Source organism: Oleiphilus sp. HI0043, assembly GCF_001634935.1.
On record NZ_LWEY01000777.1, the window covers coordinates 1 to 23670 of the forward strand.

18 protein-coding genes are annotated in these 23670 nt (G+C 45.4%); 5 read left to right on the forward strand and 13 right to left on the reverse strand.

Going from position 1 to position 23670, the window contains the following annotated elements; all coding sequences use genetic code 11:
* Window positions 1-806 (forward strand): hypothetical protein (locus tag A3729_RS32665; protein ID WP_068633679.1); only part of this gene is annotated, 806 nt, incomplete at its 5' end.
* A gap of 81 nt (window positions 807-887) precedes the next feature.
* On the opposite strand, the gene A3729_RS08795 is transcribed toward A3729_RS32665, so the two are convergent.
* The 10 genes from A3729_RS08795 to A3729_RS08840 form a co-directional block, all read right to left on the reverse strand.
* On the reverse strand, window positions 888-3056 hold the full coding sequence (locus A3729_RS08795; RefSeq protein ID WP_197470008.1) for an immunoglobulin domain-containing protein: 2169 nt from the start codon (window positions 3054-3056) through the stop codon (window positions 888-890).
* Between the two features lie 342 nt (window positions 3057-3398).
* Window positions 3399-4514, reverse strand: coding sequence for a methyl-accepting chemotaxis protein (locus A3729_RS08800; protein ID WP_068516764.1), 1116 nt, complete (start codon window positions 4512-4514; stop codon window positions 3399-3401).
* A 233-nt stretch (window positions 4515-4747) separates the two neighbouring features.
* Complete coding sequence (pyrC, locus tag A3729_RS08805) at window positions 4748-5785, reverse strand: dihydroorotase (protein ID WP_068516767.1); 1038 nt, start codon at window positions 5783-5785, stop codon at window positions 4748-4750.
* A 278-nt stretch (window positions 5786-6063) separates the two neighbouring features.
* The gene (locus A3729_RS08810; RefSeq protein ID WP_068516770.1) at window positions 6064-7248 is read right to left on the reverse strand and encodes an NnrS family protein; all 1185 of its coding nucleotides are present in this window, start codon (window positions 7246-7248) and stop codon (window positions 6064-6066) included.
* Window positions 7249-7587: 339 nt separating this feature from the next.
* Entirely contained in the window at window positions 7588-8964 is a 1377-nt protein-coding gene (gene yegQ / locus A3729_RS08815; protein WP_068568159.1) for a tRNA 5-hydroxyuridine modification protein YegQ, read from the reverse strand.
* 22 nt (window positions 8965-8986) lie between these two features.
* Complete coding sequence (locus A3729_RS08820; RefSeq protein WP_068516776.1) at window positions 8987-9727, reverse strand: MBL fold metallo-hydrolase; 741 nt, start codon at window positions 9725-9727, stop codon at window positions 8987-8989.
* A gap of 8 nt (window positions 9728-9735) precedes the next feature.
* The gene (locus A3729_RS08825; RefSeq protein ID WP_068516779.1) at window positions 9736-10347 is read right to left on the reverse strand and encodes a hypothetical protein; all 612 of its coding nucleotides are present in this window, start codon (window positions 10345-10347) and stop codon (window positions 9736-9738) included.
* A 235-nt stretch (window positions 10348-10582) separates the two neighbouring features.
* A complete protein-coding gene (locus A3729_RS08830) occupies window positions 10583-11764 on the reverse strand; it encodes an alginate export family protein (RefSeq protein WP_068633681.1) in 1182 nt (393 codons plus the stop codon).
* A gap of 203 nt (window positions 11765-11967) precedes the next feature.
* Window positions 11968-12528 carry a molybdenum cofactor biosynthesis protein B gene (gene moaB, locus A3729_RS08835; protein ID WP_068567508.1) on the reverse strand — a complete coding sequence of 187 codons (561 nt, stop codon included), beginning with the start codon at window positions 12526-12528 and terminating at the stop codon, window positions 11968-11970.
* A 52-nt stretch (window positions 12529-12580) separates the two neighbouring features.
* Window positions 12581-13846: a nitrate/nitrite transporter gene (locus A3729_RS08840; RefSeq protein ID WP_068516785.1), complete on the reverse strand. Its 1266-nt coding sequence runs from the start codon at window positions 13844-13846 to the stop codon at window positions 12581-12583.
* A 344-nt stretch (window positions 13847-14190) separates the two neighbouring features.
* Here A3729_RS08840 and A3729_RS08845 point away from each other — a divergent pair, with 344 nt between their 5' ends.
* The 3 genes from A3729_RS08845 to A3729_RS08855 all read left to right on the forward strand — a co-directional run bounded on the left by A3729_RS08845 (window position 14191) and on the right by A3729_RS08855 (window position 18533).
* Window positions 14191-15666 (forward strand): NarK family nitrate/nitrite MFS transporter, encoded by a 1476-nt coding sequence (locus A3729_RS08845; protein WP_068568131.1) that lies wholly within the window; start codon window positions 14191-14193, stop codon window positions 15664-15666.
* 100 nt (window positions 15667-15766) lie between these two features.
* Window positions 15767-17494 (forward strand): bifunctional protein-serine/threonine kinase/phosphatase, encoded by a 1728-nt coding sequence (locus A3729_RS08850; protein ID WP_068633683.1) that lies wholly within the window; start codon window positions 15767-15769, stop codon window positions 17492-17494.
* A gap of 82 nt (window positions 17495-17576) precedes the next feature.
* The gene (locus tag A3729_RS08855; RefSeq protein ID WP_068633684.1) at window positions 17577-18533 is read left to right on the forward strand and encodes an ion transporter; all 957 of its coding nucleotides are present in this window, start codon (window positions 17577-17579) and stop codon (window positions 18531-18533) included.
* 26 nt (window positions 18534-18559) lie between these two features.
* On the opposite strand, the gene A3729_RS08860 is transcribed toward A3729_RS08855, so the two are convergent.
* The 3 genes from A3729_RS08860 to A3729_RS08870 are packed head-to-tail and all read right to left on the reverse strand — an operon-like array spanning window position 18560 to window position 21244.
* A complete protein-coding gene (locus tag A3729_RS08860) occupies window positions 18560-19351 on the reverse strand; it encodes an ABC transporter ATP-binding protein (protein WP_068633686.1) in 792 nt (263 codons plus the stop codon).
* Window positions 19348-20262 carry an ABC transporter permease gene (locus A3729_RS08865; protein WP_068633688.1) on the reverse strand — a complete coding sequence of 305 codons (915 nt, stop codon included), beginning with the start codon at window positions 20260-20262 and terminating at the stop codon, window positions 19348-19350. Before A3729_RS08865 ends, A3729_RS08860 begins: the two co-directional genes overlap by 4 nt.
* Window positions 20252-21244, reverse strand: a complete 993-nt coding sequence (locus A3729_RS08870; RefSeq protein WP_068633690.1) for an ABC transporter substrate-binding protein — start codon at window positions 21242-21244, stop codon at window positions 20252-20254. Before A3729_RS08870 ends, A3729_RS08865 begins: the two co-directional genes overlap by 11 nt.
* Before the next feature lie 224 nt (window positions 21245-21468).
* Between A3729_RS08870 and A3729_RS08875 the strand changes: the two genes are divergently transcribed.
* Window positions 21469-23667: a histidine kinase N-terminal 7TM domain-containing protein gene (locus A3729_RS08875; protein WP_197475715.1), complete on the forward strand. Its 2199-nt coding sequence runs from the start codon at window positions 21469-21471 to the stop codon at window positions 23665-23667.
* The last annotated feature ends 3 nt before the right edge of the window (window positions 23668-23670 follow it).

Sequence of the window (23670 nt, forward strand, 5' to 3'; positions counted from 1 at the left end):
AACATATTGCCGAGTTGAAGGTTCAAGCGAGTCTTTTAACAGTAAAACGTTATATATTGGAAAAGTATCCGGAAAGTGGGGAGGAGCGTTTTACTCGCCTTGTGCTTGCAGCGTTCCCTGAATTTGCCGAGTCTATTTTTCGTGTCATTGAAGGTTTAGAGCGCTACCAAAACTGGGTTTCAGAAGAGTATTTATACCTGGAAGAATTATCTCCTTTAGCAAAAAACGGTATGCTCTGGGAAAAGCGTAGAGAAATTTTTGGCAGTGATGCCGAACTAATTTGGCAAGATGAGAAAGATAACCTTAACCAAAGCAAACTTAGAATGCAGGAAGTTTTTCATCAGCTAGATCAATCAAATGAGACGAGCCTGGATGAAAAGCTATTTCAACTTCGTAGTGCAATTGATGAAAATTTAGCTGGAAGTGTCCAGGACGCAGCCCTTAGTGAAGGGGTAATCTCTCGAGCCTTTTTTAACCTTAGCTCTGTTCAAAAGGGTTTGTCTGAAATGCCTGCTGAAGAGCGACAGATAGAGATAGATAATATTCGGCGCCAGTTAGGTTATTCAGAAGAGCAAATTGAAACACTTGCTGCAAAGGACCAAGAACGTGAGGCGAGATGGCAAACTGGTTACGCCTATATGGCTGAGCGAGCTGAATTGGTGGCGAGCCTTGATGCAGAACAGCTTGATGAGTCTCTTGCCGAGCTTAGGCAAAAATACTTTGAGCATGAAGCTGTTACGATTCAAAGGGAAGAGGAAATGGACTTCTGGCGTTTTAACAGGCCTAGGAAGTTTGGTAATAACTAAGAGTCGCGTATGCCAACACTTCTAGCTAAGGAGAGGAGATACGCTATTCACCTCTGTGGCTGAATAGCGTTAACAAGTGCTTTAAGGGATGTCGATAGAAATCGTTTCAGAGAATTGGCTTTGAATCTCATTGCTATCGACTGTTGCAATACGCAGGTACATTGTTCCTGATTGCACATCGCTGATTATGTAGTTGTAGGTCTCACTACCTGTGCTGTTAATACGAATGCTTTGGTTTAGCTCGGTGTTGTTATAAGCATATTCGATAACATATGCTGAAATTTCACTACTTTCCAGTGCGCTGCCGTCTTCACGTGTGCTTGGCGCAGACCAGCTTAGCTCGAGTGAAGAAGGTAGAGAGTTAACCGAGACCAAGGCTTCTTGTGAGTAAGCTTCACTGCTGGCATTACTGACGACTACAGAATATAAGCCGGTATCTTCGATACCCGCATTGCTGATGCTCAAGTCCTGCGAATTAGCGCCAACTAACTCTTCGCCATTGAATAGCCACTGATATGAGAATGGGCCGTCTCCGCTAGTGCGAACTGTTAAGTCTACACTTTCACCCGCGTTGATCTCTTGTGAATAGGGCTGCTGGGTTATGCTTACCGGTACACTTATAGATAATACGCTTAGGTTTGCACTGAAAGATGTAGCGGAGCCTTGCGTGTTACTAACTGTCACATCATAGCTCCCTGCATCACTTAACTCGACTGAGTTTAGGCTTAAGGTATTGCTATATGCGCCGCTAATATCCGTGCCATTGTGTCGCCATTGGTAAGTCAGAAAGCCTCCACCGCCAGCGTTGACGCTAAATGAAGCGGAGCTTCCTTCGGATACTGTTAATGAAACGGGGTGCGAGTTAATGCTGGGTGCTGCAAGTTGTTCATTGACGGTAACGCTGACAAAGTTTGAATAAACCTGGGAAACATTGTTGCTAATCGATACTCGGTAACTTCCCGTGTCACTTATTGAACTTGGGCTAATCGTTAAAGTGCTATGTGTTGCGCCAGGAATTAAGGAGCCGTTCTTTTGCCATTGATAGCTGATTGGATCTCCGCCAGTCGCTAAGACGCTGAGAGAGATTGTTTCCCCTTCAGTGACGATGCTAGCGCTAGGTTGCTGGGATATGCTGACGGGTAACACGTTTTCTTCCACTGAGACAAGGGCTTCTAGCGAGTGGATAGTTTCCTCACTGTTGGAAATGGTGACACTATATAAACCAGAATCGCTAAGTTGAGCGCTCGTTTTATTGTAGGAGCTTGCTGTCGCGCCCGGGATATTCTCGCCATCCTTCTGCCACTGATAGCTTAAGCTTCCCGCTCCGGATGCGAGAACAAACAAAGAAAAGCTTTGTGATTCACTGGTATGTATGGACTGCGGTTGAGTTTGAATTTGAAGCTCAGCGCTGTCGAGATCTTCTGCAATATTTTGAGCATCATTGGTGATACTGCTCAGTGCGCTAGCATAACTATTTCCGTTGTCAGAGTAGGTGTCCAGGTATGCAGAAAGCTGCTCTGCTAGGTCGCTTGCTGTGTAGAACACGTTCGCTAAGGGAATATGATCAAGCAATTGGTTCGTGCCTATCCACTCTGTATCAAGCGCGTGCTCATAAAGAGAAGCGCTTAGAATTGCTTGCTTTAGAGATTCGTCACTTGCATCCGAGAGCTTTGTTAGGTCAAGTGTTGGGGTAGTTAAGGGGTCGCTCTCTAAGTCAAAACTTTCCATGACCCACTGAGTGGCTGTTACTATGTTTTGCGCATTTAAGCCCTGAGGCAGAGACTGCGCAGTTTTAACAATAAGGTGACTTAAAGGTGAAAGAAACGTTGTGGAGTGGGTTTGCTTGCTTGTTAGACCTAAGAGTTGAAAATAAGCTGGGAGTCTGACTGCTTCACCAAACGAAAGTGTTTGGCCAGATATTTTTTCAATACAGCCTTCTACCAGGTCGCAAAGCATGCGAGTATCAGTATCTACGCTTAGTGAGAGTAGAACGAGCGTGCCATCTTCAAGTTCGTTTAAGTCTAGTGAAAAATAGCCGGATGAGTCGCTGCGTGTTTGTGTGATCAGGCTATTATCTTCGGCTCGGTATGCGCTGATTATGCCGTTGCTGATGACGCCTTTAACAGCACGTCCATCAACATTGTTATCTTGCCGGTCGCTATCAAAAAATTCGCAGCCACTTAAGAACAAACACATTAGCAGTGTACATAGTTTGGAGAGTGCTATTTGACTTGTATCTTTTGCTTTCATAGTTGTACATTCGAAATATTCATTATGGACAGGCATAATTCAACAACTCGCCCCTTCCTATAAAATGACGCAAGAAAGGGCTAAAAACCGCAAATGTATAGTGGTATGCGCGATTTCAACAGTTGGAATAAACGTAAAGAATCTAAAACGGGCTTCTGCGTAATGTGCAGTTATTAATAGAGTAACGCTGCTAATCTCTATATCTTATAGGTATGTATGAGCCAAGATCCTGAAATCCTTATCCGATAGTTAAAATTCTAACTAAAGAATTGTAACTTTGTGTGAAAGTGATATTAACATTACGTAATAGCTTTGTCTTGTCTGTACCAGTAAAAGTAAGACTTAGGGGATTTTATTTACTCGCTTAGAGAGTGCGCGTCGGAGAATTTCTTGCTGGTCTTCGTCTTTACAGCTATATAGCTGCTTGAAATCACTCAATATAGGACCGAAGAAGTCCTTGAAGTGCTGCGAATCCTGATAAACTTTGTATGCTTTCTGTTGAATTGCATCGCTGGACAGTTTCTCGGTATTTGAAATGTTATATAACTGCTCTATTTCCTCTTTGAGAGAGGCGATCAAGGGCAGGTTGGGATTATTTTCTGGGTCCTCAGGTTGCAAATGCTCCCATAAGCTTAGCAATGTCTCCTTTGCTTGGTGGGTGTTGGATAGGTCGGCTTGGGCAGCAATATCCAGACACTCAACAGACTCTTTGAACATGGTTTCGGTTTCTGCCAGTTTAGCGCTGATCTTGTCATTAAAATCATCTGTTTGAACTGAAAGCGTGCGCACTTCATCTGCAACAACGCTAAACCCTCTTCCTGCATCGCCTGCTCGAGCGGCTTCAATCGCGGCATTGAGCGCAAGGAGGTTGGTTTGTGAGTTGATCTTGTTTATATCTTCTAGATGCTCAACTACTTCATGAAAACGTGCATCAATATCGTCAAAGTTCTGGTTTAAAGTAACAGAAGCCGCCTGAATGTTTTCAAATTGCTGAATCAGCTGGGCTAAGGCCTGATTCGAAACTTCTCCAAAGTTGTTGAGGCTTTCTAGTGTGCTGGGCTCAAGGTTTTCATCTAAAGATTTTGATAATGATTTAGCATAGCTGTCTGCCCGTTCGATTGTCTCTGCAGTTTGTGTCGTATCGTCAGAAAGCGAGTGTGTAAGTTTTTCAGTATCCTCTGCAAGCTGGGCGATAAGCGCAATTTTTTCATCCATCATATGGTGGATTTTATCGAATAACTCAATTTGCGCCTGCTTTTCTCTTGCCGCCCGTTTTGCTCGCGGTGTTTGGTCATAGGGCACTAAAGATCGCTCAATGCGTTGCCAAATCATAAAGCCAACGATCATTGTCATGAACACTAAGGGAACGATGACGTAGCTTGGTAGCGGCGGTGCGATGACTAGCCAGCCAGTTGCGAGAACCTGCAGGAAAAGCAGACAAGCGTATTCATATTTCATTGAGTGACCTTTATCACCAGTGTAAGAACCGAGCGCTAAAATGTTTCGAGTGCGAACGACAAGACGAGCCTATTTAGCGAGCAAGTCTGGCCTCAGTGTCACTAGAAGCAATCGTTTTAGCTTGTTTGAATAAGTCTAGTATGCTTACGTATTTCTACAATGTTTGTAGAAAAAATAACGACCGCAATCAGCGGCGTCTTGGCTTATATCGGCCAAGACGGTGAGATCTGGAGTTATTTTGTTTTTAGCTTCCAGTTAACTGTTTGCCCGGCATAAAAAGGAACAATTGGATTGCCATTAGGGAGAATGATTTGCTCCGGGATGGTCCATTCTTCTTTTTGAAGTGTGATAGTACTGGTATTGCGTGGTAGTTGGTAAAAATCTGGGCCGTGATGGCTGGCAAAGCCTTCGAACTTGTCGATCGCTCCAAGGTCCTCAAATACTTGCGCATAAAGCTCTATAGCGCTCCAGGCACTGTAGCAGCCAGCACAGCCGCAAGATGACTCTTTTTTCGCCTTTTCGTGAGGTGCTGAGTCGGTTCCAAGGAAGAATTTGCTTGAGCCACTCTTTACAGCTTCTCTAAGCGCTGTTTGGTGGGTGTTGCGTTTAAGTACAGGTAGGCAGAAGTTATGGGGCCGAATACCGCCTACGAGCAGGTCATTACGATTAAGGAGCAGGTGTTGGGGAGTGATCGTTGCGGCCAGTTTGTCTGAGCCTGCTTGTACAAACTGAGCAGCTTCAGAGGTTGTGATATGCTCAAAAACAACTCTTAGCTCGGTAAATTTTTCGGTGATAGGGGCTAGGTGTTGTTCAATAAAAAACTTTTCCCGATCAAAGATATCAACCTCATGAGAGGTCACTTCACCGTGAATCAGTAATAACATGTCGCAAGCTTGCATTGCCTCAAAAACCGGGTAAAGCTCGTTCAAGGCTGAAACTGCAGCATCGGAATTGGTTGTTGCTCCTGCTGGGTAAAGCTTGGCTGCAATAATGCCCGCTTGCTTGGCGCGAGTAATGTCTTCGGGCTTTGTATCGTTTGTCAGATATAGGGTCATTAAGGGAGTGAAATCGACTCCTTCAGGTATAGCGTTTTCAATTCTGGCTTTATAAGCAAGTGCCATTTCTGTGTTAACAACAGGCGGGACAAGGTTAGGCATCACTATCGCTCGCTTAAAGCACCGAGCGGTTGCCGGGACAGTTTCTGCGAGCATGTCTCCATCTCGAAAGTGAAGGTGCCAGTCATCGGGGGCTTGAATAGTGATTTCTTGCATGGGATATCCTGAATCAAAAATTTAAGCTTATATTATGCCTGAAAATATAGGCTTCAGGAAATTCAGGGTGGGAGGACAAGGTATGGATGACTAACTTGTCTGGAGGGATCTCAGGCGCTTACTTTGCCAACTCTATTTTGCCAAGCAGGCCTGCATGGTCTGAGAGGTAAGCCCGCTGGTATTAGGCATATCTCCGTTTGACTGCTTGGCACGTAAAATTCTCAAACGCTCAATTGTGCGACCTTTCGGGTTAATTGAAATGTGACCGGCGCATTTTTTTATCCGTATTTCCCATCTACACGGGGGCTTGTCCATACGGGAATAAAGGCTAGGCAGAATAATGAAAATGCTATGATCCACAGACCACCGGAAATATTGACCCAAAGCAAGTGACTACCCGGAGCAATGGCTGGTAGAAAAAACCTAATGATGGCAGCCAGAGAAAGAATAAGCAGGGCGGGCCCTAAAGTCTTTGGTAGATGCTTAAGGTTTCGCCCTGTATGGCCCGTTGATACGCGTGCCATCATGCCCATGGTCATAACGCCAATAGCGCCGACAGCAAAAGCATGTATGGACAAATAAGGCGACAGTGAAAGTCTGGTTTCAAATACAAAAATTAAAAAGCCGATGGTAATTGAACCCAGGGTTACGAAGAAACTCCATAGCAAAGGGGATTTCCATATACCTGATGTATACCAGCCGATCATACGTATGGTCGTGATAATGACCATGAGTGCCGCAGCAGTCTGCGCGAGGGTGATATAGTTGGTAAAGAGGGTTGCGATAAAAAACACTAAAAAGACCAGCATACTTGAGATATCGAGAATTCTAGAGTTAAACAAGGTCACTTCGTAGCCTACCCCTCGTTCAATAAAAAGAGGAATAATCCGACGCCCGATGGTCAGGATCAGACCGACAACGATATAGAGGCCTGCGTAGAGGGATGTATGTGCACCTGAATCACTAAAACCAAGTGCTTGAGCATAGAAAAAGGCATTCCCGACTGCAATCAGCACTAGCTTCGAAAGAATCGCCATTTGACGCCATTGTTTGACTTGGATGATCGGCTTGGCAATAGCGTAGCCGAGACAAACGATAAAGATGAGGTCGAAGAATGCAGCGAGTGATAGTACGTTAATCAGCCACATTAGGCGTGCCAGGGCCCACAAAGAAAAGAGGATCATGAGCGGTTTGCCGTGAGGAGTCTGTAGGCCGGTCCAGTTTTTTACTGCGGTTAACAAAAAGCCGGCGATTACTGCCACGGCGTAGCCATAGATCATTTCATGAGCGTGCCATTGAAAAGGGCTGATGCTATTTGAATTAAAAGACCAGGCTTGGTTTAGAAAGAGTAACCATACGGCGATGCTGACTAAAGAAAGGAGGCTAGCACCGGCGAAAAATGCACGAAAGCCAAGGTTGAATAATGCTGGGTGTTGAGAGCTGAGCTCGTGTTTAGGTTGCATTGACGATTCCTATGCCAGCTAGTGAGGATTGTATCACTATGACTATGGTTATTTTGTGTAGGTAGCGGGTTTCATACCGTGCTTAGCTGAAGGCATGTACTAGCCCGCTAGCGAGCTATGGAAAGCTCTGCCTACTAAGTAATCAATCTTTAAGGCTAGAGGGGGGGCAAGGAAGAATCAATACCTAAAAAGTAGCAAATGATCTATTAAGGTACAAGACTCAGAGCCTTTTTATAGTGCGCGGCCAAAGGCCGAGCCTGCCTTAGGATGCTATCAGCACTTTTGCAGGAGGCCCGCCCTTGAGGAGCGGGCTCTGCTTACAGGAAGATTTGTCCTTGATTAGATATTTCTAACAATTAAGCCTTTTTCAAGCGCTTCGTGAGTAAGCTTAAGCTTGGAAAGCTCCGGAACCTCGAGTTCAACTTTATAACCCGAGCCAAGAGCTGACTCAATTTCTCGGCCGTTCTTGCTGTTGAATAGCTGTGCTGCGGTGAAGGAAATATTACCTACCGGTGTTAGCAGCGTGAGCTGATCTCCAGTAGAAAGCTTGTTTTTCGCCTCAAGTTTGATGCGATTTGTGCCAAGGTCACCTTCCAGAACGTCTGCGACGAATAGTTGCTGAGTTGAGGTTGAATTGCCTGTCTCATAGTTTTGGTATTCATCAGGTACATGGCGGCGGTAAAAACCCTCTGTGAAACCTCTATTAGCCATGCCTTCGAGGTCGTCCATCAAGGCCATGTTGAACTCATGGCCGGCGGCGGCATCATTGATCGCTTGTCGGTATACTTGAGCAGTTCTTGCAGCGTAATAGTACGATTTGGTACGGCCTTCAATCTTCAGGGACTCAACACCTATATCCATCAGGCGCTTAACATGCTGAACAGCTCGTAGGTCTTTGGAGTTCATGATGTAGGTGCCGTGCTCATCTTCATAAGCAGGCATGTACTCACCAGGTCTGCCTTTTTCCTGTAGTAGGTATAAAGGGGAAACTTTTTCTAGGACGTCAGAACTTTCCGAAAGTGAAAGTGTTTGAACATTAGGGTCGTAGGTTTCAACTGCTTGGCTTGGAACAATTTCTCCGCCATCAGTCTGTTCTGCTTCGTGAGTCTGGTACTTCCAGCGACAGGAATTTGTGCAAGCGCCCTGGTTTGAGTCTCTATGGGTCATATAACCGGACAATAAACAACGGCCAGAGTAGGCAATACACAAAGCACCGTGAACGAAAACTTCAATTTCCATTTCAGGAACGCGTTGTTTAATTTCCGCAATTTCATCCAAGGATAGTTCCCGCGAAAGAATGACGCGTGTCAGGCCCTGTTGTTGCCAGAATTTCACTGTTGCCCAATTTACCGCGTTTGCTTGAACTGAAAGGTGAACAGGCACATCAGGCCATTTTTCTCGCACCATCATGATAATGCCGGGGTCAGACATAATCAGCGCATCTGGCTTCATAGCAATGACTTGCTCCATGTCGCGAAGGTAACTTTTTACCTTGTCATTGTGCGGGCTAATGTTCGATGCGATATAGAACTGTTTGCCAAGCTCGTGTGCGCGAGCAACGCCCTTGGCAAGATTTTCAATATGGTTAAACTCGTTTTCTCTGACGCGCAAACTGTACCGTGGTTGGCCAGCATAAACTGCATCTGCGCCATAGGCGAAGGCGTACTCCATATTCTGGAGCGAGCCTGCGGGAGATAATAATTCAGGTTTTTTCATGTGTTCCGATTCGAAATTAAGGCTATTCTTTCTGCGAAATGGCGGATCCTACCTGTAATTGCTCGAACCAGTCCAGGAATTTCCCAACATTTTCACCTTTGAATATTCGGCCGTGCTGGGGAAGAAGCATGTCGATCTCTAATTTTCTGACGCGGTTGATCCAGTCATTTTTGGCTGCATTGGAAGGCATCCAGCGTTGATGGAACATTTTCATTTTCGGGATATGTGCATCAAAATCATCGACGAACATTGGGCTGTCGATAGGCTCAAGAGCCGCACCAACATCGCCAGTGAACAGGATCTTCGCGACAGGGTCATATACATGGTAGTTGCCCGAAGAGTGAAGGTAGTGTGCGGGAATCAGTTGTAAAGACAGGCCCGCCAGATCCAATGTTCGGCCTTCATCCTGTATCGCCTCGTAAGAAATATTGTTCATGCCGAAATGTCGTATGAAGCCTTCCCAAAGCCAAGGGCCATGAAGTTTCGCATCTGGGATAACCTGATCCCAAAGACCCAAAGACGAAATGATGTCTGGGTCCTGGTGAGAAGCAAACAAGTGAGTGATTTGCTCTAAAGGAATGTATTTGACGACAGAGCTTAACATAGGAGCAAAAAGCTCAACACCGCCAGGATCGAGTAAAACAGCTTGTTGATTATTCACGATCATAAACTGATTCGAATCAATAATTTTTTCAGGCTTGTCAGGGTCTCTTCCGAAATAGATCCATTGATGCTTTTCTTGATATATTGCTTGAGATTTCATGTGCGTGCCTAGATTAGTTTATTGTTAGTAGATAAAAACTTTAACGCTTTATCGATATGGTAAAGGATGCGCTTGATCATCTCTTCAACGTTATGCGCCATATCGAGTAAAACAGGGCTATGTTCGCCAGTTCGAGGCGCTTCGATTTTGGAATTAACAGCAATAACGGCGATGCTACGAATATTCTTTTGCATTTCCGTCAGAAGGTCATTTAGTTCGCGGTTAAAGCGTGCAATGCGTTCACGGCTTTGCTGCTCGCGTTGAGGGCGCCCCTGGATGTGTTGTTGGACGATCTGAGGTACTTTGTCCGGTTCCATCACTCTATAGGCTTTTTCAAGCTTCTCTTCAAATAAACTGGTACGCCACTCGCGAACGGCTTTATTGGCGGTTTCAACAGTCATGGTACTCACCAGGTCGGCCAAGGATATGGATTCACGTGAACACTCATCATAAAAGGTTGCCAAAACAGCTAGACCGGCTGCGCTTTCGCCAATACGTTTAGCGAGTACGCGCAAATTTTTGGAAGAAATAGATAAGCTTCGAGTAATCTCCTGAGCATGATAGAGCTCAGCGGCAACCTTTGCTGCAATGACGGTTTGTTGGGTGTTCTCGCTAAGCATTGGCAGTGTCTCCCAAACTCACTTACGTAGCGTATTTAGGGCCAGATTTAAAAAGATAAGACTTAGTTCTATCCGGTATCTGAGGCTCTCGTAAGTGCTTTGTTTTTATTGATTCGTTTAGTTTAGCACTGATCAAAAAAAAGCTGGAATTCACGGGGATATTTTGTGGCTATCGGGCATAAAAAAAGCGGAGGTGGAAGAAACCTCCGCTAGCAGTAAAAATTAACCTAAGAGACTAGAATTTAGCTGCGAGCTGCACCCAAATTTTCGTAGTATCCTCGCCCGAGTCTCCTTTACTGTAATCGGCAAGCTTGATTAGCCCTGTGTAGTTATCAGAAAACTTCTTGGCAACTAGAATGTCAATTTCACTACCTAAATCTCCACTACCTTCATCGGCGTCAAACTGGTGGTAGATTACCGCGATCTTAGGACCGTAGTTTTTGGTTGAAATGCTAAGCGAGGTGTCTACTAAGCCGTCAGTCCCTTTTTCAGCAGCAAACTTGTCAGCCCAACCGTTGAACTTATGCTTGGTTGCAAGAGGTGTCTTAAACATGGCATTACCGTCATCTGAGCCAAGAGTTTCGTAACCCAGCTTAGCGGTAAAGCCTGAAACATTTACACCTGCTTCAAGGTTAAGATAATTCGTTTCATGCTCATTATCATCGTCAGTAGTTTGTTGGGCAAATTCAGCGGTATAAAGGACAGTAAGGTCGTCACTTGCTTTCACTTTACCGTTTGCTCGGATACCGAAAGTGTCATGAATATCTTTCAGGTCCAAGAAGTAAGCGCTTAAGCCCAAGCCGTCAATACTCTTGTTGTTTACGTAGTAAACTTGATGGTCGTTGCCGTCGATATCGCCTCCGGTAAAGGTGTTTACGTTATAAACATTAGAGAATATCAATGTTGTGTCTGGTAGTGCTGTGTTAACTAGGGTAAAAGCATCATAAGTTTGTTCGTTTTGTCTCCAGCCCACGCCGCCTAGCATACGCTGGCCATCTAGGTTGATGCGCTGGCGACCGTAGCGAACGAGCGTATCAGCTGGCGCAGCAAAATCGATATATGCCTGGTTAATTTCAGTATACGTAGCATCGAGCACTACTGCTTCTTCATCTGGATCAGCTCCACTGTCGCTGTAGTTGTCTTCACCGACAACACTGTTGTTATCCATTTCTAGCGTAGTGGATACGCCATTGTATGAAAGCGTCTTGTAGGTTAAACGTGTTTTCACTGTGGATGCTAAAGCTTCACGGTTGGTGAAATCATCTACATATTCAAAACGATAACGTAGCGCAAGGGATGCATCGCCGCCCGCAATCGCGGCAGTAATTGAGTCTGCCTCTTCTGCTGCAAACGTTGGAGCTGCTGCAGAGAGTCCGAGAGCGATCATCGAGATTGATAGACTTAAAGCGTTCTTCATAAGCGATATCCTAATTGATATAAGTTCTAAAAGACTCCTTGCTCTTGTGTCTTAAATTTGCAAGGGATGTGACCTATTTAACGCTTTTGGTTTTGGGGGGGCAATCGGATAAAGGGAGTAAGGGGCTATACCTCCTGATGGGTAAGTCTGGAGGTATAGTGTTTTAAGATGAACTCGAAGTTTTAGTTTAAGTATTTGAAAATCTAAGAGTTATCTCTTTTTTCTCGATCAAGACATGCAGCGAAATCAATGCCTTTTAGCTGGGGTACAAAGTTGCAAGGGCCTTGACGGCTGTCAATTTGTGAGTCGATTATATTATCCCAGGCAGTGCGGCAGGCATTGGTGCTACCTGGTAGGCAGAATAGTAAGGTCTTGTTTGCCATGCCCGCTAGTGCTCTAGACTGGACGGTTGAGGTGCCAATTTGCTCAAGAGATATTTGTCGGAAAAGCTCGCCGAAACCATCGACGACCTTATCAAGCAAAGGGGTAACGGCTTCAGGGGTGCTATCTCGGCTAGTAAAGCCTGTACCACCGGTAATGATAATAACTTGGGTGTCATCACTCGCAATCCATTTCGAGAGCGCAGCGCGAATTTTATATATGTCGTCAATGACAATCTTTTTGTCTGCGAGCTTGTGCCCAGCCGAGTTTAACTTTTCTACCAGAAGTTGGCCTGATGTGTCATTGTCTTCAGTGCGAGTGTCTGAAACCGTTAATACGGCAATGTTTAAAGGGATGGTTTCTTGGCTGACGTTGTGACCCATAGGGATATCTCTCTTGTATAAGCAATGTAGTAATAAAGTTTAAAGATGATGCTTAATCATCATCTAGGAAGTTATGACTGGTGGCATGTTGCACGCGCTGGTTAAAGCGATCAGTCTTGATAGCAAGGAACATGACAGTCATACAGCAAGCGAGCACACCATATAAAACCATGAAGCATGCGCTATGGATGCCGATCCAGTCAACGGCTAGGCCAAAAGCGATAGGGAGTGTGCAGCCGCCTAAGGCGCCAATTGCAGCCACTAAGCCACCAACAAGCCCCATTTGCTGAGGGTAGTATTCATGAATTGTCTTATACACACTTGCTCGCCCAAAGCCCTGGGCTATACCGATAATAAATATCAATGTACTGAAGAACCAGACGTTAATTTCGATAGCCAGTTCTACATCTTGATGCACGCCATGTATGGTCATCGTGGTCGGCGGATAGCACAAGAAGAACAAGCAAACTAAGCATATCCAGAATACTGCCCAGTTAACGGTGCGACCACCATAGCGGTCTGCAAACCAGCCTCCTAATGCTCGAACCATGCCAGAGGTGGCAACAAAGAAAAGCGTAAAGGCCATCGCTTGGCTATAGCTGAGTTTATAAGCGGAAGCATAATACTGTGGGAGCCAGAGGATTAGCGCTAAAAAGCTACCGAAGACAAAGTAGTAATATAGACCGAAGCGCCAAATCTGGATGGATTTAAGTGCTTGTAGGGTGCTAAGTTCGGCTTGAAGTTTTGTCGGGGTATAGGGGCGGGTAGGTGCTATTAGCCAGAACAGAAAAGCCATAATGAGTAAACCAACCCCATAGATAGGACCAATGCTGTCCCAACCCCAGTTCGCAACAATAATTGGGGCAAGTGCAAGGGTAATGGCTGAGCCGGTGTTACCTGCACCAAATATACCCATGGCAGTGCCTTGTCGGTTACTTTCAAACCAGTCGGTGATATAACGAATGCCGATGGTAAAAGATGTGCCACTAATACCGATCCACAAGCCAAGTAATAGGTAGCCTTCCAGAGTCTCGATGTGAGGCAGGATGAATAGTGGCGGTGTGCTAAGAAGCATTTGTAGGGTGAATAGGCTCTTGGGGTTGTAGCGCTCGCTAAGCCAGCCAGCAGGAATACGCCCTAGTGCACCGGTTAGAACCGGGGCCGAAAAGAATAATCCTAACTGTGTTGCGCTTAGGCTTAAGCTGTTTTGAAGTTCAAGCCCCAAAACGGCATAGAGTGTCCATACCGAAAAATTAGCAGCAAATGCTATGGTGGCAATGGTTAAGGCTCTGGCTGCGCCAGGGATCTCAAAATTCATTATGACGCTCTGATCGAAGGCTGTTTAACTCGGTTTATCCTCAAAGGTATTGTTGGTACAGAGGAGCTCGTTTATCTATTAAAGTGATTGATACCTATTAAATCAAAAAAACCTTGTGCATGTTTGTTCTAACCCTTTTGAGTTAGGGGGTATGAGTCGCCTACCTATAAGTGAGTAGGCTTTGTGATGCCTGCTGGCTTTGTGGCAAGGGAGTAAAAAATAAAGTAGGTATATGCGCTGTGCCGGGGCATTCTCAGGCCCTGCCTTACTTGACTCATATCAAGTAGGAAACCCTACACACGAAGCAGAATAGCGTCATACCCCTTTTTTGTATAGGAGGCTTTATGTCCACTGATCATAAAATAAACCTGTTCGCTTTTGGCGACCCCAAGATTAAAACACTCCACTTTACGTGGTTTGCTTTTTTCTTAACCTTCATGGTTTGGTTTAACCATGCTCCGCTTTTGGTGTTTATGAAAGAAGCGTTTGATATGTCGAGTCAGCAGGTCAAAGCCCTGATGATTCTGAACGTTGCGCTAACAATTCCAGCACGTATCGTCATCGGTATTTTGGTGGATAAACTAGGGCCCAGAAAGGTTTATAGTACTTTACTTGTACTGACAGGCGTCGTGTGTATAGCATTCGCACTGGCTCAATCTTATGAGCAGCTCGCAATGATGCGCTTTTTAATGGGCTTTGTTGGTGCCGGGTTTGTAATCGGTATCCGCATGGTTGGCGAATGGTTTCCTCATAAGTCTGTCGGTATCGCAGAAGGTATCTACGGTGGTTGGGGTAACTTTGGCTCAGCTGCATCGGCTATGCTATTGCCTACGCTGGCAATGATGTACGGTGGAGAAGATGGCTGGAGATATGCATTAGGTACAACAGGTATTGTTGCTAGTATCTATGGCCTTATTTACTATCAGGTAGTACGTGATACGCCAAAAGGTTCAACCTACTTTAAGCCTAAGAAAGCAGGTGGTTTGGAAGTAACAAGCTGGGGTGACTTTTACCTATACTTGTTCATGAATATTCCAATGTATGCAGCCTTAGCTGTGTTGGCTTGGAAACTATCTCCAACGGGTGTTGCTCTCTTAAGTCAGACTGCTGTTTACGTTATTTGGGCGGGTTTGGTCGCTCTATATGTTTTCCAAACTTACTCTATCTGGAATGTAAATAAAGAAAATCTGACAAACGGTGTCCAAGAGCTTGATAAGTACCACTTTAAGCAAGTTGCGATTCTAGACTGGTCTTACTTCGTTACCTTCGGTTCAGAACTAGCGGTTGTATCAATGTTGCCTCTATTCTTCTTGGAAACTTTTGAAAGTCTTGATCCTGTCAAAGCGGGCCTATTGGCTTCAGGCTTTGCCTTCATGAACTTGGTTGCACGCCCAACTGGCGGTTGGTTCTCTGATCACATTGGTCGTCGTAAAGCTCTAATGTTCTTGATTGGTGGTTTGGCATGTGGCTACTTTGTATTGAGCCAGGTTGATTCATCTTGGTGGATCCCCGCTGCTGTGATTGCAACCATGTGCTGTTCGTTCTTTGTTCAGGCTGGTGAAGGTGCGGTATTTGCGGTAGTTCCACTGATCAAACGTCGTATGACAGGTCAGATTGCAGGTATGGCCGGAGCGTATGGTAACGTCGGTGCAGTAACTTACCTAACTGTTTTGAGCTTTGTAGATTACAGTACTTTCTTCTTGGTGATCGGTTGTTCTGCACTGATTGTATTCTTCATTGCTGCAATGATGGATGAGCCAAAAGGACAGATCTCTGAAGTACTGCCAGATGGCACAGTTCATATGATTGATGTTGGCTAGTTAGAAACTTGCTAGTCTAGAGTGCCTGCTGGTGGCTTATTTCATCGGCGGGCATTTTTGCGTTAAGGTAACGCTATAGCACTAAACTCAGGATTTCTCGATGGCCCAGATTCTTAAGATTGATGCTGCATTTTCAACAGACGCCGGTATAAAACCGATCAATGAAGACTCGGCTGGCGTCAAGGTTCCAGAAGATAGCTATCTGCTTAACAATAAAGGTTGTGCACTCGTCGTTGCCGACGGTGTTTCATCAGCTGAAGCGGGGCGCGAAGCAAGCCATACGGCTGTTGAACGTTTTATTGAGGAATATTTCCAGACGCCTGACACCTGGTCAGTCAGTAAGTGCGGAGAGCAGATTCTATCAACGATTAACCTCAAGCTTTTTCGTAAGAGTCACGAGTTCTCGTCTGATACTAAAGGTTACTTATCTACATTCAGCTCCATCGTCATCAAAGGTCGTACCGCGCACTTTTTTCATGTTGGCGATAGTCGAATATTTTTGCTGAGAGAAGGCGAATTCGCCCAATGTACTACTGATCATGTCGCTTCTTTAGGCGGCGGTAAAACTTTTCTTACTCGCGCCATCGGTATGGATAATCGCTTGCACCTCGATTATGGGCGAATTCCTCTTGAAGCCGGTGATCGCTTATTGCTGTGTAGTGATGGTGTACATGACTTTATCGAGGAAGCGAGAATAATCGAAACGCTGGCGATGGACCAGCCGGCTGAGTTTATCGCGGACAAATTTCTAGATTTGGCACGAGAAGGCGAAACCGATGACAATATCAGTGCCGTTGTGGGTATTGTTGAACAGCTGCCTTTCGAAAACCTTGATGATTATAGTGCGAAACTGACACGCCTACCTTTCCCGCCAGCTTTAGAAAAGGGTATGAAACTGGATGGTTTTGTCGTCCAAAAAGAGTTATTTGCTTCGAGTCGAAGCCAGTTGTATCTAGTAAAAGATGAAGTGTCAGGCGAGCTGTTGGCGATGAAGACGCCCTCACCAAACTTTGAGGAAGATACCGCTTATATTGACCGGTTTATCCAGGAAGAATGGATAGGTATTCGCATACAGCACCCTAATGTGGTCAAGATTATTCGACAAGACCGCAAGCGCAGTTTTCTATATTACCTCATGGAGTATGTCGAGGGAGAGGGCTTAGATAAATGGCTGAGAAAGAACCAGCCACCGAGTCCAAAGCTTGCTATCAATATCGTTAAACAAGTTGCAGAGGGCTTAAAAGCGTTTCATCAAAACGAGGCGGTACATCAAGACTTGAAGCCCGGAAATATTATGGTGACTGAAGAGGGCAAGGCCTTGGTGTTGGACTTCGGGTCAGTATTTGTTGCCGGTTTGTCTGAGTGCGTGAGCCCGATTATTCCTGATGGCGTTTTGGGTACAGCTGGCTACTCAGACCCGCTTTATCTACGCGGACATAACCCCGGGATCCAGGGGGACGTCTACTCGCTAGCAACCATTACCTATGAAATGTTTACAGGCACCTTGCCTTATGGAGATAAAATAGAGCAGTGCAGAAGTGCCTTTGATTATGATCAGTTACGGTACACTGAAGCCAGTTCAAATAACCCGGTGATACCAGAATGGTTTGACGGTGCTTTGAAGAGAGGGACGTCTTTTGATCTTGAAGAACGGTATAGAACGATCGATGACTTTATGAAGGACCTGCTGCAGCCAAACCCTGAGTTTCTGAAAGCGGACCCGGTGGTGCAGAAGAGTGCCAATACTTTAATGTTCTGGAAGCTTCTGTCAGGTTTCTGGTTTGTTACTTTCTTGCTGCTCATTTACCTGTTTAGCCAGAACAGTTGATGTAAATGCTTTGATTTGAGCTTGGATGAAGGCTTGAGTCGAGCTATATTGTCGCTATTACAATAAAAGAAGTGTTAACGACATGAGTACTACTGCCCGCGCTTTTTGGTATCGCTGCCTCAACGAGCCTTCGGCCGATTTCTTTCCTTCCTTGATAGTGACGGTCTTTCTCTCATTAGTTATTATTCTTAATATTCTTGAAGTCGTACTTGGTTCTCTGCCAGGCTTCAGGGAGCAAATGGGCGACTGGGTACTCATTGCTAATATCTGCTTTGTGGTCGTTTTTGCATTTGAGTATCTGTTGCGTTATTGGGTAGCGGCAGAAACACCTCATGCGACTCATATGACTAGCGGGCGAAAGCGTTGGCTATATATTCGTTCGCCCATGGGCCTAATCGACCTTTTCTCTTTCTTACCTTTATTCCTTTTGTTGCTACTGCCGGGTGATGCGTTTGGTGACCTGCGTATTCTTAAGCTGATATCGATGGTAAGGGTGCTTAAGTTAACGCGTTATTCTGCATCACTGTTGATGATTGCTCGTGTCTTTCGTGAGAATAAGAACACCTTGCTGGCAGCAGGTTTGGTGATGATGATCTTGATGTTTATTGCCGCGACAGGTATTTATATCTTTGAAAAAGTTGAACAGCCTGAAGCCTTTGGCAGTATCCCCGCTTGTTTATGGTGGGCCGTTGTGACCTTGACAACCGTTGGCTATGGAGATGTGACGCCTATTACTGTCGGAGGACAGCTTTTTGGTGCGCTGGTCATGGTTTGTGGTGTCGGGATCGCAGCGATGCCCGCTGGTATTTTCGCATCCTCATTTGTCCAGCTTGTTCGAGAGCAGGAGCATGAGCGACGAAGAAAACTGCGTATTCGTCGCGGCCAATTAGAGGTAGTCGCTGGAAAGAATAAAGAGGAAGAGCCTTCTTTGCATTTGAGTATGAGTCAGTCTGAGCAGCGAGAAGTGGCGTATTTAGTGTCTGAATATGGCTTAACACTCGATCAGGCGACGGGTGTTGTGAGTCACTTTCGGCACTAAATGTCTTTGTAAGAGTCAGTGCCAGTTTAGGAAAGTACTAATTTATCGTCATCCAAGGCGTCATGATTCTTATGGAATTGATCCAGTAAGTCTTGGCTGTTCATACCTTCGCGCTGCTTGCCACTGACATCCAGAACAACCTGGCCCTGATGAAGCATCAAGGTTCTATCGCCAACGCTTAAGGCCTGATTCATGCTGTGTGTAACCATTAAGGCAGTTAGTTTTTCGCTACGAATAATCTCTTCGCTTAAGTTAAGGATAAATTTGGCTGTTTTCGGGTCCAGGGCAGCAGTATGCTCGTCAAGCAGTAGTAATTTTGAAGGTTGAAGTGCTGCCATTAGGAGGCTGACCGCTTGTCGTTGACCGCCTGACAACAGTCCAATTTTATCTTCTAAACGATATTCCAGGCCAAGCTCCAGGCTCTTCAACTTATTAATAAAGCTTTGTTTGAACTCTCTTCGAGCGGCTCGTTTTAGCCCTCTTCGTGAGGTGCGTGCGTGCGCAAGTGCAAGGTTTTCCTCAATCGTCAGGTCTTCACAGGTGCCAGTTAAGGGGTCTTGGAAGACTCGCGCTATCCATCGGGCTCTTTTATGTACAGGAAGCTTAGTGATGTCTTGATCATCTAAGTGAATTTGTCCTGTTTGAACAGCGACTTCACCAGACAGGGCGTTCAGTAAGGTTGATTTACCTGCACCGTTGCTGCCAATAACTGTAATGAATTGATGCTTAGGAATAGTCAGGTCGATTCCCTTTAATACATGGTTTTCTAAGGGGCTGCCGAGATTAAAACTAACATCTACCTTGCTCATTGAGATCATTGGCCGAACCTCGTGCGTGCTTTAATGGCGCTTTTGATATTTGGGGCAACAATTGCGAGCGTTACCAAAATAGCCGTGATCAAATTGAGATCTTGAGCTTTAAGGCCTAATAATTCACCGTTAAGTGCCACGGCAATAACCAGGCGATAGAGTAGTGAGCCAATCAGGCAGGCAAGGATCCAGCGAAACAGGTTCTTCGGGCTAATCAAGGCTTCGCCGCCTATCACAGAAGCAAGGCCGATAATAATGATGCCGACCCCCATAGTTACATCAGCGCTACCCTGACTTTGAGCAAATAAAGCGCCTGCCAGGGCGACAAGGGCATTAGATAGTGACATCCCAAGAATAACCATTAACGAAGTATTGACGCCATTGGCCTGAGCCATTCTGGGGTTAGAGCCTGTGGCGCGCATTGCTAAACCAATTTCACTACGCAGGAACATAAAAAGCAGGGTGAAAGTAATAAGACTAATGATACCGAAGCAAATTGGGTAGGCGACGTAATAAGGAATCTCATAAGTAGCAATACTTAGCTTATCTAGCGGGCTTAACAAGGTATCAACGCCGAGCAACGCGATGTTCGGGCCATCCATTATTCGCAGATTAATGGAATAAAGCGCGATCATAGTCAGGATTGATGCAAGTAAATGCAAAATTTTTAGTTTCACATTTAATATCGCTGTCACTGAGCCTGCAAGGGCGCCGGCTAAGCAAGCGCAGAGCGTCGAGATAAGAGGGTTTACGCCAGCAACAATCAGTGCCGCGGCGACAGCGGCCCCTAAGGGAAAAGACCCGTCAACAGTAAGGTCAGGAAAACCCAGGACTCGAAAAGAAAGAAAGACTCCAAATGCGACCAGAGCAAAAATGAAGCCGGTTTCTAAGGCGCCGAATAAGGCAAAACTATTCAACAAGTGATTTAGCCTTAGAGATAAACTCTGGCGAAAGTGTTATGCCCATACGCTTTGCTGCGCCAGGATTAACAAACAACTCTGTATTCATGACACCTTGAACCGGAATATCAGCAGGTGATTGGCCTTGAAGAATCTGCACAACGATCTTGCCTGTCTGTCGGCCCACTTCATAGTAGTTAAACCCTAAGGCCGCGATGGCGCCACGAGCGACACTATCGGTGTCGCCGGCAAAAACAGGAATGTCTGCTTGCTCAGAAATTTTGATGATACCTTCTATAGCAGAGATGACTGTGTTGTCTGTAGGGAGGTAAATTGCATCAACCTTGCCGAGTAATGAGCGAGCTGCAGTTTGCACATCCGAGGACTTGGGGGAGACTGCTTCAATTACTTGAAGGTTCAGCTCTTCAGCATGTTGCTTGATTAGCTTGAGAAGTGAAACAGAATTAGCTTCTCCTGGGTTGTAGATAATACCGAGTTGCTTACTGGCAGGGAGGACCTCTTTAATCATCTCTAAATGCAGTTTTATCGGTGTTAGGTCCGACACGCCTGTAACGTTTTTGCTCGGTTGCTCCCAAGACTTCACCAGTTTGGCTGCAACAGGATCGGTCACTGCGCTAAAAACTATGTTGGTATTTCTGGCAGAGGCAACCGCAGCCTGGGCTGAAGGGGTGGCGATAGCTACAAATACGTCCGGCCTGTCGCCTGCAAATTTTTTGGCTATTTGGGCTGCAGTTGCCGGTGCGCCTTGTGCACTTTGGTAATCCCACTTAAGATTTTCTCCGTCTTTCCAGTCATGCTCGGCGAGGACATCCTTAACGCCCTTTCTCACTGCATCAAGGGCAGGGTGCTCAACAATCTGGGTGATTGCAACGTGCTTACTTTCTGGAGTGGCAAGCGTATTAAAGGATAGAAGGCTCGCTAGATATGATACTAGCAGTAGGTTGAATAGAGACTTGCGGGGCCAGGATAAGAAGTGTTTCATTAATTGCATCCATCAAATTATTGTCATGAAGCGATAAAAGTGGCTAAAGCTTCTTATTTTTTGCATGGTAATCAATCGTTAGCTTGCGGCCAAGCGATTCTGGGAGGATAATGCCTGTTTAGATTATGTACAGCTAAAGGCAACTATTCGAATAGGGGTAATATTATTCCGTCACAGCCCATGCTGAACATAGGATCAGGAATGTTAAGGTCAGGGTGACCGTTGTGGTATGGAACAATTTTGCTTTTATTAGTCTGGTTTGCGCTCTATTGAGTACAGCCAGTGCAGTACTTTGCTTATCGGCAAAACGCCAGGGAGGGTCGATTCTTTTTGGCCTAATCTGTACGCTCTTGGCTCTCTGGTCTTTTAGCTTGTTCGTTGGAATGTCTACCAACGAGCCTTCACAAGCTTTGTTTTGGGCACGTTGTGCTAACTCAGTCGTGTTATTCCTTCCGGTCTTGTTGTTTCACTTTGTTGTAAGCTTTGTGGGTAAGCAACATGCCTACGAGCGTGTTTCTTTCTCATACTATCTTTTATCGCTTCTCTATTTGAGTTTGATATTTATCGCTCCAGAGCATTTTCTACACAGTCCCAGCTTTCGTTTTGATGCTTTCTGGTTCCCTGTAGGGGGGAACTTGTTCTATCCGTTTCCGGTATTTTTTGCCGGGATTATTGGGCATACTCTATATGTCCTACTGCAAGAGAGAGCCGAAACAACCCGCTCAGGTAAGTTAAAGTTAGACTATCTGATCATGACGATTGCCCTGGGTTTTTTAGGGGGTGGGATGACGCTTTCTCTTGAGTTTGATATCAATATACCGCCTTATGGCTTACTTTCAGTCGCCCTTATGGTGGTGATATCTACCTACGCAGTATTGAAACATGACCTACTTGAACTGCCCGAGACGCTGAGTTTTGTTATCACGCGTTTGATGATTTACATTTGCATCGTTGGTTTCGTGGTTTTAATGCTTAAAGGTGGCATCTTTATAGATCAAGCGTATTTGAGTGTTTCTCAGACTGTATTTCTGGTTCTTATCACCATCTGTTCCTGTGAATTTTATGCAGCGATGAAATCTCGCTTACAAGCGTTTTCAGATAAAGTCCTGGTTCGTCAGAAACTTGATGCTGAGCGGCACTTTCGAGACCTAATGTATCAGCTAGATCAATCTGATGACTTTGAGTCGATGTTGCCAATTCTTCGGCAGTTTTTTGAGCAACAAAGCTATATCCATCACTATGCATGGTATTTGGATAGGGTTCTATTGGAGCGAACTTTATCCAGGAAAGAGTTGGAGCGCTTTGATGCGAATGACCTGAGCGCTGAGAGAAACTATCAACGCATACTATTTAGCGGCAGTGATGGACGCCGCCATGATCGTTTACCCTCTTCTATAAACGTGCACCTGCAGGGTGAGGCTGAGGAAAGAACGCTTAACGCCCAAATGGTTGAAATTATGTCAACTGAGCAGCTCGATGCTGCCTATGATTGGGTCGAAATGGTGCCGGGACGCGAGATGCTGGGTTTGCCTGTTGTTGCAAATAGTGACTTTAGGGGAATGCTCTTAGTCGTCGTCAGTAAATCTGACATGCGTTTGAAAGATCAGTCGAGGTTACAGGCTTTGTCGTCTAAATTGGGTCGACTCATTGAGCGTGTAGAGTTTTTTCGCCGTCAGGCTTTCCAGGAGCAGCGCTTCTTATTTCAAAAAATGCAGAGTTTGCAGTCTTTGGCCGGTAATATCGCCAATGACATGAGAGGGCCTTTAGATCAATTACATGCCTTTGTTGAACATGCTGCATTGGTACGAGCGGAGCTAAAAGATGAGAGATATTTAGATAGTCCCTATAGCCAAGCTCATGTGGCTATCGCGCGAAGTGCTCAGGTGATCGACATGAGTCTAGGTCTGGTGAAGGATGAACCCATCGATGTAAGTACCTTCAAGGTGCTTTCAATTCAGAGTGTAGTAACGAAGAGTTTGGCAGAGTATGTGTTTATGCCAGGAGAGCGAGAGAGAATACGAACAGACTTACGCCAAGACTTCTTGTTCAAAGGTGATGAATGGTTATTGATTTATGCTTTGTTTAACATACTAAAAACGGCCATCAATCACTCTGTCGTGGCTAAAGGCGAAGAGATCACTATTGATAGTCGGGTTGAGGGTGGCCGTAATGTATTATTATTGCGTTATAAAGAAGGTGTTCAGCGTTCTCAGCTAGAAGGTTTAAGAGTTGTGGATGAAGATTCATCTAACCTTGATCTGGCGACCGTCTATTATCGACGGGTCATGAGCGCTTTAGGGGGGGCGATAAGTTATTCCACTGACTCGGAGCAATGCACCGAAATTCTATTGGTTTTCCCCTGTTTAAGAACGGGAGGCGGTGATAGTGAATCGATTCTGGATGAGCTGAGCGTTGCTCCTTAGCAC

What these genes read in the sequence shown, in the direction of transcription:
- A3729_RS08795 (WP_197470008.1), bottom strand. Translation starts at nt 3,056, where the DNA reads ATGAAAGCAAAAGATACAAGTCAAATAGCACTCTCCAAACTATGTACA.
- A3729_RS08800 (WP_068516764.1), bottom strand. Translation starts at nt 4,514, where the DNA reads ATGAAATATGAATACGCTTGTCTGCTTTTCCTGCAGGTTCTCGCAACT.
- pyrC (WP_068516767.1), bottom strand. Translation starts at nt 5,785, where the DNA reads ATGCAAGAAATCACTATTCAAGCCCCCGATGACTGGCACCTTCACTTT.
- A3729_RS08810 (WP_068516770.1), bottom strand. Translation starts at nt 7,248, where the DNA reads ATGCAACCTAAACACGAGCTCAGCTCTCAACACCCAGCATTATTCAAC.
- yegQ (WP_068568159.1), bottom strand. Translation starts at nt 8,964, where the DNA reads ATGAAAAAACCTGAATTATTATCTCCCGCAGGCTCGCTCCAGAATATG.
- A3729_RS08820 (WP_068516776.1), bottom strand. Translation starts at nt 9,727, where the DNA reads ATGAAATCTCAAGCAATATATCAAGAAAAGCATCAATGGATCTATTTC.
- A3729_RS08825 (WP_068516779.1), bottom strand. Translation starts at nt 10,347, where the DNA reads ATGCTTAGCGAGAACACCCAACAAACCGTCATTGCAGCAAAGGTTGCC.
- A3729_RS08830 (WP_068633681.1), bottom strand. Translation starts at nt 11,764, where the DNA reads ATGAAGAACGCTTTAAGTCTATCAATCTCGATGATCGCTCTCGGACTC.
- moaB (WP_068567508.1), bottom strand. Translation starts at nt 12,528, where the DNA reads ATGGGTCACAACGTCAGCCAAGAAACCATCCCTTTAAACATTGCCGTA.
- A3729_RS08840 (WP_068516785.1), bottom strand. Translation starts at nt 13,846, where the DNA reads ATGAATTTTGAGATCCCTGGCGCAGCCAGAGCCTTAACCATTGCCACC.
- A3729_RS08845 (WP_068568131.1), top strand. Translation starts at nt 14,191, where the DNA reads ATGTCCACTGATCATAAAATAAACCTGTTCGCTTTTGGCGACCCCAAG.
- A3729_RS08850 (WP_068633683.1), top strand. Translation starts at nt 15,767, where the DNA reads ATGGCCCAGATTCTTAAGATTGATGCTGCATTTTCAACAGACGCCGGT.
- A3729_RS08855 (WP_068633684.1), top strand. Translation starts at nt 17,577, where the DNA reads ATGAGTACTACTGCCCGCGCTTTTTGGTATCGCTGCCTCAACGAGCCT.
- A3729_RS08860 (WP_068633686.1), bottom strand. Translation starts at nt 19,351, where the DNA reads ATGATCTCAATGAGCAAGGTAGATGTTAGTTTTAATCTCGGCAGCCCC.
- A3729_RS08870 (WP_068633690.1), bottom strand. Translation starts at nt 21,244, where the DNA reads ATGAAACACTTCTTATCCTGGCCCCGCAAGTCTCTATTCAACCTACTG.